This is a genomic window from Anatilimnocola aquadivae, assembly GCF_049819085.1.
Taxonomy (GTDB): domain Bacteria; phylum Planctomycetota; class Planctomycetia; order Pirellulales; family Pirellulaceae; genus Anatilimnocola.
The window spans coordinates 3,257,795-3,277,121 of sequence record NZ_CP187419.1 but is presented as its reverse complement, the minus strand read 5'-3'; the positions used below and the strand labels follow the sequence as shown (position 1 = coordinate 3,277,121).

The 19,327-nt window shown below is 57.5% G+C and carries 10 protein-coding genes and 1 tRNA gene; 9 read left to right on the top strand and 2 right to left on the bottom strand.

Features of this window, described 5'->3' with window-relative positions; translation table 11 throughout:
- Window positions 1-24: 24 nt before the first annotated feature.
- Window positions 25-1,962, bottom strand: coding sequence for a c-type cytochrome domain-containing protein (locus NA78x_RS13280; RefSeq protein WP_425618936.1), 1,938 nt, complete (start codon window positions 1,960-1,962; stop codon window positions 25-27).
- 368 nt (window positions 1,963-2,330) lie between these two features.
- Between NA78x_RS13280 and NA78x_RS13275 the strand changes: the two genes are divergently transcribed.
- From NA78x_RS13275 to NA78x_RS13265, 3 genes are all read left to right on the top strand, one after another.
- The gene (locus tag NA78x_RS13275) at window positions 2,331-3,380 is read left to right on the top strand and encodes a lipid-binding SYLF domain-containing protein (protein ID WP_425618935.1); all 1,050 of its coding nucleotides are present in this window, start codon (window positions 2,331-2,333) and stop codon (window positions 3,378-3,380) included.
- Between the two features lie 441 nt (window positions 3,381-3,821).
- Window positions 3,822-4,157, top strand: coding sequence for a hypothetical protein (locus tag NA78x_RS13270; protein WP_425618934.1), 336 nt, complete (start codon window positions 3,822-3,824; stop codon window positions 4,155-4,157).
- A gap of 233 nt (window positions 4,158-4,390) precedes the next feature.
- A tRNA-Arg gene (locus NA78x_RS13265) sits at window positions 4,391-4,464 on the top strand.
- A gap of 470 nt (window positions 4,465-4,934) precedes the next feature.
- Here the strand turns inward: NA78x_RS13265 and NA78x_RS13260 are convergent.
- A complete protein-coding gene (locus NA78x_RS13260) occupies window positions 4,935-10,064 on the bottom strand; it encodes a beta strand repeat-containing protein (RefSeq protein WP_425618933.1) in 5,130 nt (1,709 codons plus the stop codon).
- Window positions 10,065-10,688: 624 nt separating this feature from the next.
- Here NA78x_RS13260 and ilvA point away from each other — a divergent pair.
- From ilvA to NA78x_RS13230, 6 genes are all read left to right on the top strand, one after another.
- Window positions 10,689-12,209 carry a threonine ammonia-lyase, biosynthetic gene (gene ilvA / locus NA78x_RS13255; protein WP_425618932.1) on the top strand — a complete coding sequence of 507 codons (1,521 nt, stop codon included), beginning with the start codon at window positions 10,689-10,691 and terminating at the stop codon, window positions 12,207-12,209.
- 285 nt (window positions 12,210-12,494) lie between these two features.
- Entirely contained in the window at window positions 12,495-14,447 is a 1,953-nt protein-coding gene (locus NA78x_RS13250) for a protein kinase domain-containing protein (RefSeq protein WP_425618931.1), read from the top strand.
- Between the two features lie 52 nt (window positions 14,448-14,499).
- Entirely contained in the window at window positions 14,500-16,791 is a 2,292-nt protein-coding gene (locus NA78x_RS13245; protein ID WP_425618930.1) for a chemotaxis protein CheW, read from the top strand.
- 18 nt (window positions 16,792-16,809) lie between these two features.
- The gene (locus NA78x_RS13240; RefSeq protein ID WP_425618929.1) at window positions 16,810-17,253 is read left to right on the top strand and encodes a chemotaxis protein CheW; all 444 of its coding nucleotides are present in this window, start codon (window positions 16,810-16,812) and stop codon (window positions 17,251-17,253) included.
- Between the two features lie 46 nt (window positions 17,254-17,299).
- Window positions 17,300-18,913, top strand: coding sequence for a methyl-accepting chemotaxis protein (locus NA78x_RS13235; RefSeq protein WP_425618928.1), 1,614 nt, complete (start codon window positions 17,300-17,302; stop codon window positions 18,911-18,913).
- A gap of 42 nt (window positions 18,914-18,955) precedes the next feature.
- Window positions 18,956-19,327: a response regulator gene (locus NA78x_RS13230; protein ID WP_425618927.1), complete on the top strand. Its 372-nt coding sequence runs from the start codon at window positions 18,956-18,958 to the stop codon at window positions 19,325-19,327.

Genomic DNA, 19,327 nt, shown 5'->3' with positions numbered 1-19,327 from the left:
AGTAGCGACATCACGGCAACCAAACTATTTCTTTGGCAGCGGGCGGGCGGTCTTCGGCTTGGAAGTGGCCGCTTTGGGAGCCCAGGCAGCGGTCAGTTGGGCGGGGCTGCCACCGTAAACTTCCGAGAAGGTCTTGTTGAATTCTCCGCCCTTGCGCAGATTGTCGACCAAGATTTGGAACTTTCGGCTGTCCGTCATGAGCGAGCGAACAAAGCTGTAGGCTGCGATATCTGCAGCCTCTTGTTCCATATTGCCGTTGAGGAAGGCATCGGATGACATCATCGAGCCGACCACTCCGGGGACCGCTTCGTTCCATTGATTGACGCGCGAATCTCCGGGCGATAGACGCGCGGTGACCACTCGACCGGTGCCATCGGCAAACCAATGCGGCACGCCTTTACCCAGCGAAGCCATGTAGGTGCCGGCCAGTTGCTGAGTGATCAAACCTTGAATCGAATAATCCTGGCTGGTGCCAGCCTTCGGCACAACGACCCCTGCGTAGGCATCGACAGTGCTGAATTTGAAATGACCGCGCCAAGCTTGGGGCAGGCTTCGCTTCTCGACCATCTTGCCGAACTCGCTGTAGCTGTAGCGATCGCGGAAGACGAGCAGCGACAGCCGACCTTTGATGAGCGGCTGATCGGCTGGTGCCTTGAAGACTTCTGCCACCTTGGGTGCGAGCGCTTCGGCCTGGTCGCCAATTTCGGTCAGCGTATTGGGACCAACATTTCCCAGCACGAGGTAGTTGGTCGTTTCGATCCGGGCCGGTTGATCGCCAGGCAAAGTCAAATTCCAGTGCTGCATCGCCAGTGCTGCGCGATCCTGGCTCAGTTGCTCGTGCGTCGAATTGATGGCTTTGGTAATCGCGGCCAACTCACTTACCGCTTGTTTCGCATCGGGGCCATCAAACTTGGCGCCTTCTTCGATCCACTTCTCAAACTTGGCAATAATCGCGTTGTCGAGAGCCGGTTGATTGAGCGGCATGCGGCCACCATCGGCAGCGGTTCCCTTGAGCTTTTTAATGAGCAGGCTCTCGGCAGGCTTGCCGGGCAGAATGTTGACGCCCGCATCGCCACCCTTGAGCAGACTTTCGAACGTATTCACGCTGAAGTTTTCGCGCGGGCGATTGGTGCCGTGGCAACCCATGCAACTGGCCGAGAGGACGGGAGCAATGTCTTTCGCAAAGCTGATGGTTTCTTTGCCCGTGGCGATTTGAACCATGGGAGCAGTTGCAGGCATTGGCGTGCCGGCTGTAGCCACAGCGTTGAGATCGGCCATGGGATCAGTGCCATCGAACTTGGCGCCTTCGGTGATCCATTTGCGGAGCGTTTCGATTTCCATGGCAGGAATTTTTTGGCCACTCGGCGGCATCTCGCCGTCGTCGATCTTTTCCATGAGCACGCTGCCCTTGCCGTCGCCCTTGAAGATGACGAGTCCCGCTGGCGGTCCCTTCATCAGAGCCGCATAGCTGGCCATCGAGAACATGCCGCTGGCCTTGCGTACATGGCAGCCACCGCAACGAGCATTCAAGATCGGCACCACTTGCTTGGTGAAGCTCACTTCACCGGCAGCAGGAGCAGTACCGCCGGCGGCCGGTTTGGGATCGGGCTTGGCAGCGAGTGCGGCAAGAGGCTTCAGTTCGGGCAACGTCACGCCTTCGAGCTCGAGCAGCGCGTGTGCATTGGTTAAGCGTTTGTGAATTGGGGCCAGCGCGTTCGTGATTTGGTCATCGCCGACGGCGGCGATCTTCTCCAGCCGCCCCTGTCCTTCGATGACTGCTTCGGCCGCCTCTTTGTGCTTGCCGTTTTGGAACAGATTGCCTGCCTTCGTCATCAGGGTCGAAATCGCGTCGATTTCCTTTTGCTGCTCCTTGGTCGGAGCAGCCCAAGCGACGCCACCAGCGCTCCATGAGAGGGCGACGAAACAAACCACGAGCCGGTTCAGCCAACCGCTTTTGGACATACCAATTTCCCTTTGATGATTGCCGACCTCGGCGACCTGATTCCCTGACGATTAGCCCAGAACAGCAGTTCCTGAGAAGCCCTATCTTAGCCAAACCGGGAGCTTGCTGCCAAACGACTTGCGCCAATTTGAACAACTGGCCGACTGGCAGGAACTGGTTTGCGCGACAAGGCTTACGACCTAAGCGGATTCAGCTGGCATTTGTACTCATCCGTGACTGGTGAATGCCGCCGCCAGCTGCGGCGAACTGAAATTGTTCTGCTCCGTACTTATCTGGTAGAGTTCTCCTGCAGAAATAAAGCGGAAACTCGGCCTGCCGGTTGGATTTCGGACGCGACGTGCACCCCACGGGGTGGAAGGATTCGAGCATGTTTAAACGCATTCAGTGGATGGTTTTGGCCGTAGGTCTCGCGGTGATCTCCAGCGGTACGCCGGCACAAGCGGCCGATGAGGGCAAAATAGTCGACCAGGCGACGACCTCGCTGCACGAGATCATGACCGTTCCTCTCAAGCGGATTCCCGAGTCGCTGCTGCAAGATGCTGAGGCGGTCGCAGTCATTCCCAACGTGATTAAGGTTGGGCTCGTCGCTGGCGTGCAGCGCGGCCGTGGTGTGGTGATGATTCGCGATGAACAGCGAAACTTCGGCTTGCCTCGCTTTGTGTCGATCACCGGTGGCAGCATTGGCTGGCAGATTGGTGCGCAATCGACCGACTTTATTCTCGTCTTCAAGTCCAAGAAGAGTGTCTCGGGACTGCTTCAAGGAAAGTTCACGATTGGTGCCGATGCTGCCGCAGCGGCAGGTCCAGTCGGACGTCGCGCCGAAGCAGCAACCGACCTGGAACTCAAAGCCGAGATCTATTCCTACTCTCGCAGCCGCGGCCTGTTTGCTGGCGTTTCGCTCGATGGTTCGGTGATTCAACTCGAACCGGCGATGGAAATGGCTTATTACCGTCCAGGCCCCAACGGCATGCCCACCCCCGCTCCTGAAGGGGCCGTGAAGTTGCTGGAATCACTGATCAAGTACACGGTCGCCGCTGATGGTCCAATGATCGTCGAAGGTGCACCACTGCAACCTGTCGATGCTGGCCAGCGCGTCGAACTCGTGCGCAGCGAACTGGCTCGTTCGGCAACCGTGTTGAATACGATCGTCGATGACTCTTGGAAGCGGTATCTCGCGCTGCCAGCCGAAGTTTATGAAGCGGGGAAATCGCCTGCTCCCGAGACACTGGGCGCTGTGATGCAGCGATTTGACTCGGTGGCTCGTGACCCGCAGTATCGCAAGCTGCACGATCGACTCGAATTTCGCGCGACTCTTGAGTTGCTGCACGAATATTCGGCCACGCTCACCGAAGTTGGTCACGGCAAGCTCTCGTTGCCGCCACCACCGCTGACGATTCCCATGCAGCTACAACGGTAGTGATATCTCACCCGATTGAACACCGAATGTGCGGCTCCCCGCTGCGAACGAAACGATCGCAGCGGTTTTAACGCGGACGAATCTTCCATAAAACGCGTGCAGATAATTGCTGAATGCCGCCGTAACTGGCACGGTTACACAAACTTGCGTTTTTCTGGCGAGAGTTGGGATTCTGAGCTAAAGTTCGGATGTCGATTAACCGAATGCTCGCAGCCTGACCATGGATGGCTTGTCAGGCCGGCCCTGAGAATGACGTTCTGCACGTTATTCTGCTCCCAGCGGTGGGGCCAAGAGTGTTTGTTGATCGGCGGCGACGATCCGCGGAGTCGGCTCGTTGTCGGTGTCCGCAGCTCTCTTCCCCGAGTGGCTGCGGCCGCGCGTTCTCCCCACCTCGTCGAGAACTGCAACGATTATCACCGCTTTGAGTAACAGGCTTGAGCTATGAATTGCCAGGAACTTGCCCACAAAATCGAAACGCTGCAACCCGGCGCGGAGACGAAGGATGTTGCCCGTCTTTGCCTGTTGCTCGCCAATGCCACGAACAATGTCGATGTGTTGCGCGATGACCGCAAGCTCACCGCCACTTGGCGCGAGATGGGCCTGCGCCTGCAGGCGGCAACCGATCAGCACGCGGCGATGACCGAAGAACTCGAATCCCTGGCTAAGTCGGACCCGCGCAAGTTCACGCCGGAACAAATCTGGGTCCTCATCCGAGCCATCAAGGTTCAGAGCCAAATCCTGCAACTGTACGTCGGCGACCCGCTCGTCGAAGCCTAACTCGCTGCTTGCCCGAGCATATTTCTCTCGGCTGAGCATCTTTTGGCCAGCCGATGTGACCAATTCCCTGCATGGCAACTTTGCGGACTTTTGCGACCGTGCGGCCCCATTGTCAGCCGCAGCAGAATTTCTTCCGTACCCACGCGCCGCTGCCGTGTTGCCTGCCCCGCCCTTCGTTGATAAACTACCCACTTCGCTGGTGGCGAGAAGTTCATGCTCCTCTCCACCGCAATGCACCCATAGCTCAATTGGATAGAGCATCGGTCTACGGAACCGAAGGTTAGAGGTTCGAGCCCTCTTGGGTGTACTTAGAGCCGCAACGACTTACGTCGAGCGGCTTTTTTCATTTCTTGGGTTATGTACCCAGGGACATTGTCCAAACTGGAACTGGAATTTGTGCCGGAAATGGTGCGAAACGTCTGATTGAAGGACCTATGACGGCTTGAAGTCCCTTCCGGCTTCCTTGGAAGCTGTGCTACCTTCGTCTGGTCACCTAAGGCACTGCTTCAGCACTTCTGCTTCCCGCTGAACGTCTCCTGGAACATTGTGCTGCCGAGTCGTCTTCCATGAAGCGTGCCGCATGACTGGGCAGATTCCGAACGGTGGCACAGCAGCAATTCTCAACTGCTCCCCGCAAGATTGGCGTAAATCGTGAGCGGAAGCATATTTGATCGGCTTTGCAGTGACGCGGCCCTCGGCGCCGACACGCGTCCACAGACCGATTCACCGCGGTAGATTTGACCAACGCACCTTTAGATCGCACCAATCACTGCGTTCTTAGACGTTGTTGTTGGTAATTTCCGTGCTCGGCTTGTTGAGGTCGGTGAGTTTGTCCTTGGTAAGCGTCGTACCAGTGAGGTTGGCAAAGAACAGGTCGAGGGCTGTTGTTCCGCCGGCGAGGGTATCGGAGACGCCGTCGGGATTGAGTTGACCGCTGAGATCAGTGGCGAGTTGTGCCGAACGTGTGGCATACGTCCCGGCCGCCGTCCAGTGAGCAAGCAGATTTGCGAGATCGGCGGCGAGCAGGTCAAAGTCGGTCGAGCTGTCGATGAGCAGATCCTCACCTGCGCCGCCGGTGAGTTTGTCGGCACCGGCACCTCCAATCAAGATCGCATGACCCGCTGCGGAACCGCCTGTCGGTGCTGCTCCTGCTCGGAGTATGTCGTTGCCATTGCCTCCGACGAGTACCGCAGGACCACTTCCCGCGACGAGAGTGTCGTTTCCTTCTCCGCCAAAGACGATTGCCACGCCAGAACCACTGGTCAGCGTGTCGTTGCCGCCCTTGCCATCGAGTTGCAACTTGCCGCTGTAAGCAGCCGCATTGATCGTGTTAGCTCCGGCTCCGCCCGTCAATTCAGCGGCCTCAAAACCATTGAAGGTGATCGTTCCACGTCCGATTCGCGCGACGCTCGTGTTGGTCAGCGTCATCGTGGTGGCATTGTCAACGACCGCCAAGGTATCGGTACCGGCTCCAGCCGTTAGGGCTGCAGTCCCGGCCCAGCTATCGAGCGTAAACTTGCTATCTACTGCGCCAGCGGCCGAAGTGAGGATGGCATGCTCGACAAGACTGAGGGCTACCGCTGGCTTGTTCGGTCGTTGCAACTGTACCGGTGTCAGCACATAGTTTTCGCTACCGACATCTTCGATGGTGTCCGTGCCACCGCCGCCATTGACTGCGAGCAGGCGCGTCCAATCGGTCACGGTGAACTTGTTGTTCGTGGCACCACCGGTCAACGTCACGCTCGCAATGCCGGTCGTACTGACGGTCGAGGTCGTAGTTCCCGCGGTGCGAGCAAGAAGCGAATCCGACAGTACGAAGTTGCCATCGCCGGTATAGGCCACGGCATCGCTGCCGCCTTGGCCATTAATGAGTACATTCGCGGTCAGGTTATTGAATGCGAAGTAGTCAAAGCCGGTGGTGCCAGTCAGTTCGATCTGCTCGATCTGACTGTAGGTATCGCTCGAAGTTCCGACTCGCAGCAGCGTGCTCGAGATGGTCGCCGCTCCCGGCTGCTCGATGATCTTGTCGGTGTCAGCTCCGCCCACGATGATGTCGTTTCCAGCACCGCCGACGAAAGTGTCGTTCCCGGCGTTGCCGGCCATGAGATCAAGGCCATCACCCCCGATGATCGTATCGGCACCGCCGCCACCAGAGATGGTGTCGTTACCGGCATCGCCGTAGATGGTGCTGGGTTTGGTGATTGGCTTGGCGGCAGTCGATTCGATCACGATGGAATCGTTGCCCGAGCGACCGAAGATCGTGATGCTGCTAAAGGATGCCAGGGAGAACGTGCTCGCCGCTACGCCCGGGGCAATGTAGACGGTCACAACACCCGGAGCCGTGGTGCGGACAACGATCGCATCGCTGATGTTGTCGCGACCATTGATTACCAGCACGTCGTCAATCACTTGGGCTGAACCGACAGGCAGTGCTTGAATGGTGAGTTGATAATCTTCCACTTCACCATCGGCCGCTAAACCCGTAGGTAGCGAGGAACCCGCTGTGCTGATGCGGAATCGGGCGTAGGTCGTGCCTGAAATGGCACCTTCGGGTACCGAGACGTCCAAGGTATTCACACCAGCGCTGACACTCAGACCATTGGCGATTCGTTCGTTGGCGTCGAACGTATTGTTGCGATTGAAGTCGATCCAAACGTCTACAATGCCGGCCGCACTCGCGTTCAACGTAATCGTGGATTCGAATCTGGGCACTAGCGTGGTCGAACTGAATGTCACGCCATCTTCGTCGTCTGTGCCTGCCAAATCATCGCCGGTTGCCGTTGCGTTGGGCTGGCTCGCGGACTCGTAGTCGCGAGTCCCCAGCAGCGGACCGGTGCCAGTGGCACCTTCGTAATGCTGAGCAATGCCGTAGCTGAGCGGGGCATCACCAAAGTCGTAGTCGGCAACATTGGTCACATTGATCGTGACCGATTCGGTATCGGTGTAGATCCCGTCGCTGACTTGCACCGTGAGCGTGAATGTTGGATTGACGGTGAAAACCAGCTCGCTGCTATCCGCTACCGAGATCACCCCGTCATTGTCGATCGCGAATGCTCCGCCCGTGTTGCCGGCTGTGATAGACCAGGTGAATGTCGGGTTCGCATCAGGGTCGGTCGCCGTCACGGTGCAAACCGCAGTTGCATTCGCGCTGTACTCAGGAATCGAGAATGGCCCGACAGTATCCACGACCGGCGGATCGCCAATGGCGGTCAGCGTCACGCTGGTGGCGGTGTAGTTGATGCGCAGCTTTTCGCCGTTCAACGTAATCTCATCGTTGTCGGCCAGTCCGTTGAAGGTTCCGGTTCGACTGGTCGCCGAAACGATTGTGAAAACATTGCCCAGCACGGGTGCGTAGGTACCGGATAAGTCGAGATCAACATCGGTCAGATCGACTACACCAGCAACATTCAGCTGCGTGTACTGCGTGTCGACCGTCGTACCGTCGAGGACGATGCTCAAATCGCTGCCGCTGGTGAAGTTCGCGGCGCTGGCGATAACGTCGGTACCGCTGCGATTCGGCTGATATTCTGCCGTGCCGCCGGGAGTGAGCAGCAGAGCGCCGCCACCGGTGTTGAACGAACCAGCCGCGCTGTTCTGGACGATACTGCTGGCGGAAATGAGTTCGACCGAAGTGCTAGCCGTGCGCGTGATATCGGCCGTGACGGTAATCGCACCGGTTGTCGCCGAGCCGACGACTAGAGTTGCTGCCTCAACCAAGTCGAGTTCCGCGTCTGACAGGCTCACGTTCCCAACAACTTCTGATCCCACCGTGATCGCGCGATTGGTGGTGACGGGTTTAAGCGTGACAGTTCCCAGGGTTGTTATTTTACCGGACGTCAGGGTGAAGACATCGCTGTTGATGGTAACGCTGCCACCACTTGCCGCGACTCCACCGGTAGCTCCCGGGTCGAGCAAAAACGCTTGACCAGCACCGGTCGTGATGGAAACGGGAGCGCCGTTGGAATTGCTGCTAAAAACAGATCCGCTAGCGGTCGTTTGGACAATCCGAACATTGCCACCGGCCGTCACTGTCACTCCGGCCGCGCCGCTCGACTGCACATGAGTAAGGTTATCCAGAACTACATTTCCGGCAGCGTTCAAAATGAGGCCTTGTCCGCTCACATTGCCAGATCCACTCACAGTGCCAAGGAAGATGTCGCGTCCAGAGCCGAGCGAGGTAGCACCGCCTGTCGAAGCAACTCCGCCAACGACATTATGCTGGACGATCAAATCGGAGGTCGCTCCAGTGGTGGTGAGGCTGATACCTCCCGGAGCGATTACTACCTGGTTAACCGTCAGCGTTCCGCCGGCCGTTACGGAAATTCCATTGCCGGCTCCAGTGACATTGATGCCCGTGGCGCCGATGCCTCGGCCACCAACATCCACCGTGGCGATCGTCATAGCAGTGCTGCCGCTGACTTCGAAGTCTCCGCTCGAGGCCGAACCGGCGAGAGTACCAACGGTGTTGCTGGAACCCGTGAGAGCAACCGAGCCGGCCTTGGCAGCCAACAGCGACGCGCCGATGGCTCCACCCGCGCTCGTCGTGATCGTGCCGCTCGCTTGCAGCGCGACGACACCGTTCGATGTCAGCGAGAATCCATTCGCGAAGTTGGTCAGCACGTCCGCAAAGGAAATGTTGCCACTCGTGATAATCCGTAGCGTGCCGACAGTGTTCTCGTCGAGAGCTGCCAGTTCGTTGCTCGTAAAGTCCATTCCGCCGAAATTGAACGTGTTATTGAAGGCGACATTGGCCGTCGTGACGATCTCGACTGCAGGCGCAGAAACCGACTGCGAAATGGCACCGTTCGTGGCGAGGGAGTTGGTTTCGAAACGGAGCGTACCGGTCGAAGAGTTCCCACTGATGCTGTTGGCGACGTTGACCGCAGGAGCGTTCAGCGTGATTAGGTGAGTTACCTTGTCGCCAAGGGTGATCGCGCCAGAAACGGTGATGGTGCCCGCTGCTTGAAGCTTGAGGTTGGTGGCATTGATTGCGTTGAGTTCACCATCGGTCAGGCCAGCGCCCCCCAGAGTCATGTTGACGCCAGCGTTGACTGTTTGCAGCACGACGTTTTCGGCGTTGAGACTTTGTCCCTCATCAAGATCGATGGTGTCGGCAGCGAGCGTGGCTGTCTTGCCCGTGCCGTTGGCGGCGACTGGCCTGTTCATGGTGATGGAATGACCAGTTGTGACCGACAAACTGACGTTGCCGTCAGTCGTCTGAATTCCGTTGACGTTCACCAATCCAACTGTCAGGTTTCCGTCGTTGTGGAAATTAAAGTTGCCCGTCCCAGCACTGCCTGCGATTGTTCCCACTACATTCGCGGCCTGCGACAGTTCAACTCCACCAGCGCCTTGCGCGAATACCGAAGCAGCCGTGATCGCCCCGGCGGAAGTCTGCGTAACCGTAAAGTTGGATGGCACCAAAGTTCCTGCGTGCAGTGCGACGTTGCTGCCCGTCGCGTTAATCGGAGCTAGCAGCTCAATACTCGCGCCGAGGGGCACGATGCTTACATTGCCCGTTGAATTAATCGGCTGATCGATGGTGATCGAAGCACCAAGAACCGCAGTCGCAAGATTCAGCCCGCTCACACTGAGGGGTCCCGTTGTCAGGTCAATATGGTTCGCAATAGCGGTGATCGACTCGTTGGCGAACGCGGCACTGCCAGCGATCTCGGCGTTCTCGAATCTCAGCGCAGTTGCGTTTTCGCTAAACACATTAATGGTTGTGAAGTCGACGAGGTCGAAAGTCGCGGTGGAGACGCCACCTGATGCAGGATTGCCATTGACTAGGCCAGTCGCACTGGAAACTGACAAGATTCCGGCCGCAGCGGAAATCGTCACGTTATCGTTCGCGTTCGTCGAGATGACCAACTCGCTGCCATTGTCGACAACAGCAACCGCAAACATCGAACGAGCTTCCAACGTCTCCAGACGCAGTGACTTCCGCGCAACGCGGCGCATACCGCGTTTGGCTCGCTCCGTCGACGCGGACCTCCCTGTCAGGAGGGATGCCTGGATCGATTGAAGCCAGCGCGTGACGGATTGATGCATGGCGGTACTACTTTAGTGGAACTCTAGAAACGGAGCATTCAAACTTTGCACTGGTACGAAACCACTGGAGATAATCTGCTTCGGCATCGCAGGTAGGTTCGCGTTGGCGAAAGGAAGGGCTAGAAGCGAAATGGGTTTTAATTCGCAAACCTATTTTCCTTAGCAGCCGAATGGCTTCGCAGTCGTTGTCGCGAGGTCGCCTCGAAATGAGGGTAAGAACCATCGAGCCGAGTATCAGGCTCTTCTGTGGCGAAGCGGTCTTTCGAATTCTCAGGCGCTGCATCGATGTAGTAAGGGTTGTTGCCTACGCTCGACAAGTGGCAGAAGGAGTTCAAAAAGAGGGGGCTGCTCAAAGTTCCTTGAAGCCACGGCAAGCAGCAACTCGCGCGACCTTTCAGTCAGCATCTGCGTCGCGACATGCCCCGTGTTAAAATCGATGGCTTGTGCTGGGAGAACCACGGTGCCTGGACGCGACGACTTATGGAACGATGCCCGACAGACTATTTGCAGAGAATTCTCAACGCCCGCGTTTACGACGTCGCGATCGAATCGCCGCTAGAGCTGGCGAAGAAATTATCACTGCGCTTGGGCAACCAAATCTGGTTGAAGCGCGAAGACACTCAGCCCGTCCACAGTTTCAAGCTGCGCGGTGCGTACAACAAAATGGTGCGACTTTCCCCCAGCGAACTGGCGCGAGGAGTGGTGTGTGCTTCAGCAGGAAACCACGCGCAAGGGGTTGCATTGAGCGCACGTCGACTGGGGTGCCGCGCCATCATCGTCATGCCTGTTACAACACCGCGGCTCAAATCCGATGCCGTTCGGTCGCTCGGTGGTGAAGTCATTCTGTACGGCGACAGCTATTCCGACGCTTATACCCATGCTGTCGAGTTGGAAAAGCAACACCAATACGTCTTTGTGCACCCGTTTGACGATCCCGATGTGATTGCTGGCCAAGGGACCGTCGGAATGGAGATCCTCCGGCAACATCAACATCCCTTGCATGCCGTGTTCGTGGCTATTGGCGGCGGAGGGTTGATCGCTGGCGTAGCCGCTTATATCAAGGCGGTGCGGCCGGAGATCAAAGTCATCGGTGTACAGATGGCCGACTCCCAGGCCATGCTTCAATCGATCCAAGCCGGCCACCCCGTCGCGCTCGCGGACGTGGGACTATTTTCTGACGGAACCGCGGTCAAGGCCGTGGGCCAGGAAACATACCGTCTGACGCGGGAGTTGGTCGACGACTTCCAGACGGTCGATACCGACGCCGTCTGCGCTGCCATCAAGGATGCCTTCGAAGATACTCGCAGCATTCTCGAGCCGGCCGGCGCAATGGGCATTGCCGGGATGAAGCAATACATCGCGCAGCATCGTCTGCAGGGAGAAAGTCTGGTGGCTGTCGCCTGCGGTGCGAATATGAATTTCGACCGTTTGCGTTTCGTGGCCGAGCGGGCAGAAGCGGGCGAAGAACGCGAGGCTCTATTCGCCGTCACCATTCCGGAAGAGCGAGGAAGCTTTCGCCGTCTGTGCGAAGCGATTGGTCAACGGAACGTGACCGAATTCAGCTATCGCATTTCCGATGAGCAGCAGGCTCACGTCCTCGTCGGGTTGGCAATCGGAAATCGGGATGAAGTTCCGGAAATCAGCCGTACGTTAGCCTCACAAGGATTCGTTGCTTTGGACCTCGACAAAGACGAGCTGGCAAAAACGCATCTGCGATACATGGTTGGGGGACGGAGCCGTCTTAGTGGCAGGGAGCAGCTCTACCGTTTCGAATTTCCTGAACGTCCCGGCGCGCTAATGCGATTTCTCGCGGGCATGAATCCACTTTGGAACATCAGCCTATTCCACTATCGCAACCACGGAGCCGACTATGGAAAGATCCTCATTGGCATCCAAGTCCCGGAGAACGAGTTGTCAGGCTTTCGAGATCTGATCGACACCTTGGGTTACCGCTACGTCGATGAAACCGCGAACCCCATCTACAACTTGTTTCTTCGTTAAGCGGTTTCTGTATGGTACCGCTTCGGACCGACACGCCTCCGACTATTGCCCCATGAGCAAAAGGCACGAAAGGCAGCTTGTCGAATGTGTTGCATCGACTGCGGAGTGGCGGGCGAGAGCCGTTGAAGTTCAAATGAGTTGGAAGCCGACCTGCCGATAGTTACGATGGCTAGCTGCTTGCTGTATTGAACTTCCAGCAGGTTCTCGAGCTGTGAATTGGTCAGCCATATAGCTTCTCACCTGAGAAACACCCTGCGCGGCGGAAGCCGGACGGTTCATCCACCTATGGAAGCGAATACTCGCCTCGAATCCGCGTCGTTCGCCGACTTTTCCAAAGCTCTGCGGGAGAGTGGCCTCGTTAGCGACGAAACACTGAACTCTTTGCTCGCATCAGCGGACAACGATTCGCAACTACTGGCCAAATTACTCACGGCTCCAGACTTATTGACTCGGTTTCAAATTGATGCCCTTTGCGAGGGACGTGGGTCGACGCTGCGAATTGGCAATTACGACGTCCTGGACCGTTTGGGTGCGGGCGGGATGGGCACGGTGTTCAAGGCTCGGCACCGCCGTATGAAGCGACTAGTAGCGCTCAAAGTTCTCGCGGGCAATCTCTCGCAGAACCCAGTCTTCGTGAAGCGTTTCCAGCGTGAAGTGGAAACGATCGCGAGTCTGGGTCATCCCAACGTCGTCATGGCGTATGATGCCGACGAATCCGAAGTCGGCCATTTCCTCGTGACGGAACTTGTGAACGGGCGCGATCTGGCAGCCTGTGTAGCGGCCCAGGGAGCCTTTCCTGTTTCCCTCGCCGTGCATTGCATCCTGCAAACAGCTCGAGGTCTGGCGTACGCTCATACGCAAGGGATCATCCACCGCGACATCAAGCCGCACAATCTGTTGCTCGATGAACAAGGCGTGGTCAAAGTAACCGACCTTGGCCTCGCTCGGCTGAATCACGGCGCGACAGGCCCAGCAAGTGGTTTCGATGTAACGATGGCAGGTGGCGTGATTGGCACGGCTGATTACATGCCACCGGAGCAGGCGGTTGATTCCACGACGATTGATCATCGGGCCGACATCTATAGCCTGGGATGCACACTTTACTTTCTATTGGTGGGAAGGCCGCCGTTCAGCGGACCAACAATGATGTCCGTTCTACTCAAGCATCGCGACGCCCAGATTCCTTCGCTCTCTGCCGTCCGATCCGAAGTGCCTGCTGCTCTAGACGGCCTGTTCCAGCGGATGCTCGCCAAAGAACCGGCTGATCGCATTCAGTCGATGTCGGAAGTGGTTGCAGAATTAGAAACCATCGCCCGAGATCTCCCAACAGATGCAATTGAGCCTGGTCAAGGCATGGAGATCACGTTTGGCGATAGTGGCTCAGGCGGCTCCACGGTTCATACTCGGATCTCCGAGCAAACCATGGAGAGCGGCACCAGCACTTCGCAAGCGTCGGTGCTGATCGTCGAACCTTCGCGCGTGCAAGCGTCCATTATCAAGGGCTACTTACAGGAACAGTCCTATGCGGTGCTCGGCGCTGCGTCGAAAGGCAATGATGCCATCGAACTCGTACGTAAACTCCGCCCCAAGGCAGTGATCTCGGCGCTCCATTTGCCCGATCTTGATGGTCTCCAATTGGCTGGTCAGATTCGCGAGGAATTCAAGGGCGAATCGCCCGGTTTTGTGCTGATCACCAGCGAGGGTAGCGAGGCCGATTCCGCGGCACTGATTGCCCTGCATCGCGTGCAATTGCTCCATAAGCCCTTCACACCCGAGCAATTGTCCCAGGCAGTGAAGCAAGTGACCGGTGCCTCGATGACATTGACTCCCGCTCAAGCAACTGCGGGCCGATTGCCCGGCAAATCCAATCGCGCTGCGCTACGTGTCCTGATTGTCGATGACAGCTCCACGGCGCGAGTGCAGGTCCGCACTGTGTTGCAGGGACTGGGTTTCACGCAGTTTCAGGAAGTTCCCGACGGCGCGTACGCGATTGCTGTGGCAGCCCGCGAAATTTGCGATTTAATTGTGACGGACTACAATATGCCACTAATGGATGGCAGGGCGCTGGTCAGCTATTTGAAGCAAAACCCGTCCACGGCCGCGATTCCAATTATCATGGTCACGACCGAAACGGAACCGCGGGTGCTTGATCCCGTGCGGAAGCTGGGCGTGATTGCGATCGTAGAAAAGGCATTTCCGGCCAGTGTGGTAGGACCGCTTTTGGATTCGATCTTTTGAGAGTCTCAAGGAGGTTTGTTAGCTGCGGTAACGCGGGGCAAGTGAATCGACTATGTCGTCGAACGATGAAATCCTCCGCGAATTCCTGCTGGAGACCCATGAGAATCTGGCGCTGCTCGATTCTGATCTGGTCAAGCTGGAAATCAATCCTGCCGAGAAAAGCACACTCGCACAAGTCTTTCGCACGTTCCATAGTGTCAAAGGAACCGCTGGCTTCATGGGGCTGGTGAAGCTGCAAGCAGTTTCTCATTCTGCCGAGAACTTGCTTAGCAAGTTGAGAGCCGGTGAAATCGCCTTCAACCCGGGCATCGCCACAGCGCTGTTGCGCGTAGTGGACGCAATTCGCGAGATTCTGACAAGTATCGAGTCGTCCGGTGGAGAGGGATCAGGAGATTACACAGCGGTCGCGGCCGAAGTGGATCGCCTGCGGCAGCAGCACGGGGAATCGAAGCCTCAGCCATCAACGCCTGTGATTCCAGCTCCGACATTGGAGACTCGCATTGAATTGCCGCCACCCATCTCCACGCAGGAAATTACCACGTCAGCGGTAACGGCCCAGGAATCGCCATCGGCTGAATTTGGCTTCACGCTGGCGAGTTCGCCAGCAGCCAACTTGGAACCCGCAGAGAAGGTAACAGCGCATGTCGCTGATGCGGCCATTCGCGTGGATGTTGGGTTGCTCGATAAGCTGATGACACTCGTAGGCGAACTAGTGCTCGCGCGGAACCAGATTCTGCAACATAGCCAATCGCATGCAGACAGCGGTTTCCTCGGCGCCGTGCAGCAGTTGAATCTGCTGACCACCGAGTTGCAAGCTAGCGTGATGAAAACACGAATGCAACCAATCGGCAATGTGCTGAGCAAGTTCCCACGCATCGTGCGCGACTTGTCGGTCGCTTGCGGAAAGCAGGTGCGCGTCGAGATTGACGGGCAGGAAACGGAGCTCGATAAGACACTGATCGAAGCGATTCGTGATCCCCTCACACACCTCATTCGCAACGCCGTCGATCACGGCATCGAGCCGCCGGCCGTCCGCAAATCACGCGGCAAACCGGAAGAAGGTCGGCTGAAGCTGGTGGCCTTTCACGAAGGTGGCAAAGTGATCGTCGAGATCTCCGATGACGGTGGCGGCATCGACGAAACCAAAGTTCGCGACAAAGCACTTAAAGCAAATCTAATCACGGCGGAAGTCGCAGCCCGCATGTCGCGGCAAGACCTGCTGCGACTGATCTTCGTGCCCGGTTTCTCCACGGCAGATCGCGTGACGCAGTTTTCCGGGCGAGGCGTGGGAATGGACGTTGTCCGCACCAACCTGGAGCGAATCGGCGGCACCGTAGACATCGAAAGCACGCCCGGCCAAGGAACCACCATTCGCACCAAGATTCCCCTGACGCTGGCCATCATCCCTGCGCTCATCGTGGCCAGTGGTGGTGAGCGGTATGCAATTCCGCAAGTCAGCTTGCTCGAACTCGTGTGGCTGGACGCCGAGCAAGCCCAGCGGGGCATCGAACGGCTGCATGGTGTGCCGGTCTATCGCTTGCGCGGGAAGTTGCTGCCGCTCGTCTTTCTGGATCAGCAGTTGCAACTCAATACAAACCGGGCAACCGACCAGGATCTCAATATTGTCGTGCTGCAAGCCGATGAGCGGCCGTTTGGGCTGGTAGTCGATGCTATTCGCGATACAGAAGAAATCGTGGTGAAGCCCCTACAGAAGCAACTGAAGGGAATTTCCGCCTTCGCCGGTGCGGCGATCATGGGGGATGGGCGAGTCGCGCTCGTGCTGGACATTGTTGGCATCGCTCAACGGGCAAGTGTCATCACAGGTGCCAGAGGGCGAGCACATGGTGAGCAGGAATCCTCAGCCGTGGCGACGAACGTCGAAAGCCATTCGCTGTTGCTATTTGCTCCAACAGCCGGCGGACGAATGGCGGTACCGCTCGCGCAAGTGGCTCGGCTCGAAGAATTTCCCCGCTCTCAACTAGAATCACTCGGCGAGCGGCTCGTCGTGCAGTACCGCGGCGAGATTCTTCCGCTGATCGATGTCTCGGCAGAATTGGCTGCGCTCGCAGGCTCAACATCTTCACTCGGCAGCAATACGGTCACTCCAATGGATGTCGTTCCCGTAATCGTGTACGACGCCGGCGAAGAACGCGTCGGCCTGATCGTTGGTGCGATCTTGGACATCCTCAACGATTCGCTGACGGTTCGCGCCCGCGGCAATCGCGACGGTGTGCTGTTCACAGCCGTCGTCCACGACCAAGTCACCGAATTCGTGGACGTCTCAGCATTAGTCGAATCCACAAAGCGACATCTTCTGCAACCAAGCCCTATCACAAGCAACTGAAATCGCAGCACAATGTCCATGCCACAACAATTCTGCATCTTTTATTTAGGCAACCAGTGCTACGGCCTGGACGTGCGCAAGGTGCAGGAAGTTGTCCGCAGCCAACCACTGACACATGTGCCCCTGGCGCATCCTGCAGTGTCTGGATTGATCAACCTGCGTGGGCAAATCGTGACTGCCATCGACGTGCGGCGCCGGTTGGATCTGCCGGAGCGCGACGCAACAAGCGAGCCGGTGAACGTCGTCCTGCAAACCGAAGAGGTCGCGGTCAGCCTGCTTGTGGACGAAATTGGCGACGTGCTGGAAGTATCCGAGCATCAATTCGAGCGCCCGCCAGAAACGCTGCACGGTTCCGCGCGCGAATTCATTCAAGGTGCCTACAAACTGCCTGACCGGTTGCTCGTCATTCTGGACCCCGAGCGCATTGTCGCCATCGACAGCCAGCCCCTTGCCAAGACCTAGGCGACACACAACACCGAGAAACCTCCCTGCCCCCGGAGCGAACACCATGAGCAAGAAACGATCGACCAAACCGCCAGCCGCTGTCAAAACACCCAACGCCAAACGGCCTACTGCCAACCAACGTCGCCTGGAACTCGATCACGCGGGCCAGATTGCCGCCATTCAACGCTCGCAAGCGGTGATCGAGTTTGAGCTGGACGGCACTATCATTCACGCCAACGAGAACTTCCTGAAATGCGTGGGCTACACGCTCGACGAGGTCAAAGGGAGACGGCATAGCGAATTTGTTGACGAGGCAACTCGCAATAGCGAACAGTATCGCGATTTCTGGCAGCGTTTGAACCGCGGTGAGGACATAACCGGCGATTTCCGCCGCATCGCCAAGGGTGGCCGAGAGATCTACATCCACGGCGTGTACAGTCCGATTCTCGATGGCACCGGCAAGCCCTTCAAGATCGTGAAAATCGCCACCGACGTCACCGAGGCACGCCTGCAAAATGCCGATTATGAAGGCCAGGTCGCGGCGATTGGCCGAGTGCAGGCTGTCGTAGAGTTCGGTTTGGACGGCATCATCACCACTGCCAACCAGAACTTTCTGCAGGCGATGGGTTACCGGCTCGACGAAATCAAAGGAAAGCATCACAGCCTGTTTGTCGATCCAACCTATGCCAATAGTGCCGCCTATCGACAATTCTGGCTCGATCTGGCGACCGGCCGCCAACAAACGGGGCGGTTCCGCCGGCTCGGTAAAGACGGCAAGGAAGTTTGGATCGAAGGATCGTACTTTCCGATCCTGGATTATGCGGGCCGGCCATTCAAAGTGGTGAAGTATGCGAGCGATATCACGCAGCTCAAACAAGTTGAATCGTCGTTGGAAAATACAGTTCATTCACTCTCCAGTGCCGCTCAAGAGTTGACCTCGGTCAGCCAACAAATGGCGGCCAATTCAGAAGAGACGGCTTCGCAAGCCAGCGTCGTGTCGGCCGCTGCGGAGCAGGTAAGCCGGAATATCGGCACCGTTGCCGGTGCCACCGAAGAGATGGGAGCGAGCATCAAGGAGATTGCCAAGAGCGCCAACGAAGCCGCCCGCGTGGCAACCTCCGCTGTCAAAGTGGCCGAGAAGACTAACGCCACCGTCTCGAAGTTGGGAGCCAGCAGCGCCGAGATTGGAAATGTGATCAAGGTCATCACGTCGATTGCCCAGCAGACAAACCTGTTAGCCCTGAATGCCACCATCGAAGCCGCCCGTGCCGGTGAAGCGGGGAAAGGCTTTGCCGTTGTTGCCAACGAAGTGAAGGAGCTCGCCAAACAAACTGCCAAGGCCACCGAGGACATTAGCCGCAAGATCGAAGCGATCCAGTCGGACACAAAGGGAGCGGTAGACGCAATCGCTCAAATCGGCTCGATCATCAGCCACATCAACGACATTCAGAGCACCATCGCCAGCGCCGTCGAAGAACAGACGGCGACGACGGCCGAAATTGCTCGCAATGTGAATGAAGCGGCGCTCGGCAGCCGCGAGATCGCGCAGAATGTGACTGGTGTCGCCCAAGCCGCGCGCAGCACGACGAGCGGTGCAGCGAACACAAAGTCCTCCGCAGACGACCTGGCAAAGATGGCGGTGGAATTGCAGGGACTAGTGACCAAGCTCCAGGGCTGATAGGAATGTCTTGAGGACGTTACATCGTTAGGAGGCATCGCAGTGCAGGCACTTGTCATCGACGACTCTCGCGCCGTGCGCATGCTCGTAGGCAATATCCTCCGCGAACAGGGATTTCTCGTCTGCGACGCGGGCCACGGGCAAGAAGGCCTGCAACAACTGCAGGACAATCCTGACATCAGCCTGGTGCTGGTCGACTGGAACATGCCGGTGATGGATGGTCTGGAGTTTATTCAGGCAGTCCGTCGACAGTCGCGCTGGAATGCGTTGCGAATCGTGATGGTCACCACCGAAACGGAAAGCGAGCAAGTACAGCGGGCGATGGATGCCGGGGCCAATGAGTACGTAATGAAGCCGTTCACGCCGGAAGTGCTCGTCGCCAAGCTCTCGCTGCTGGGCGCTTTCGAGAAATAA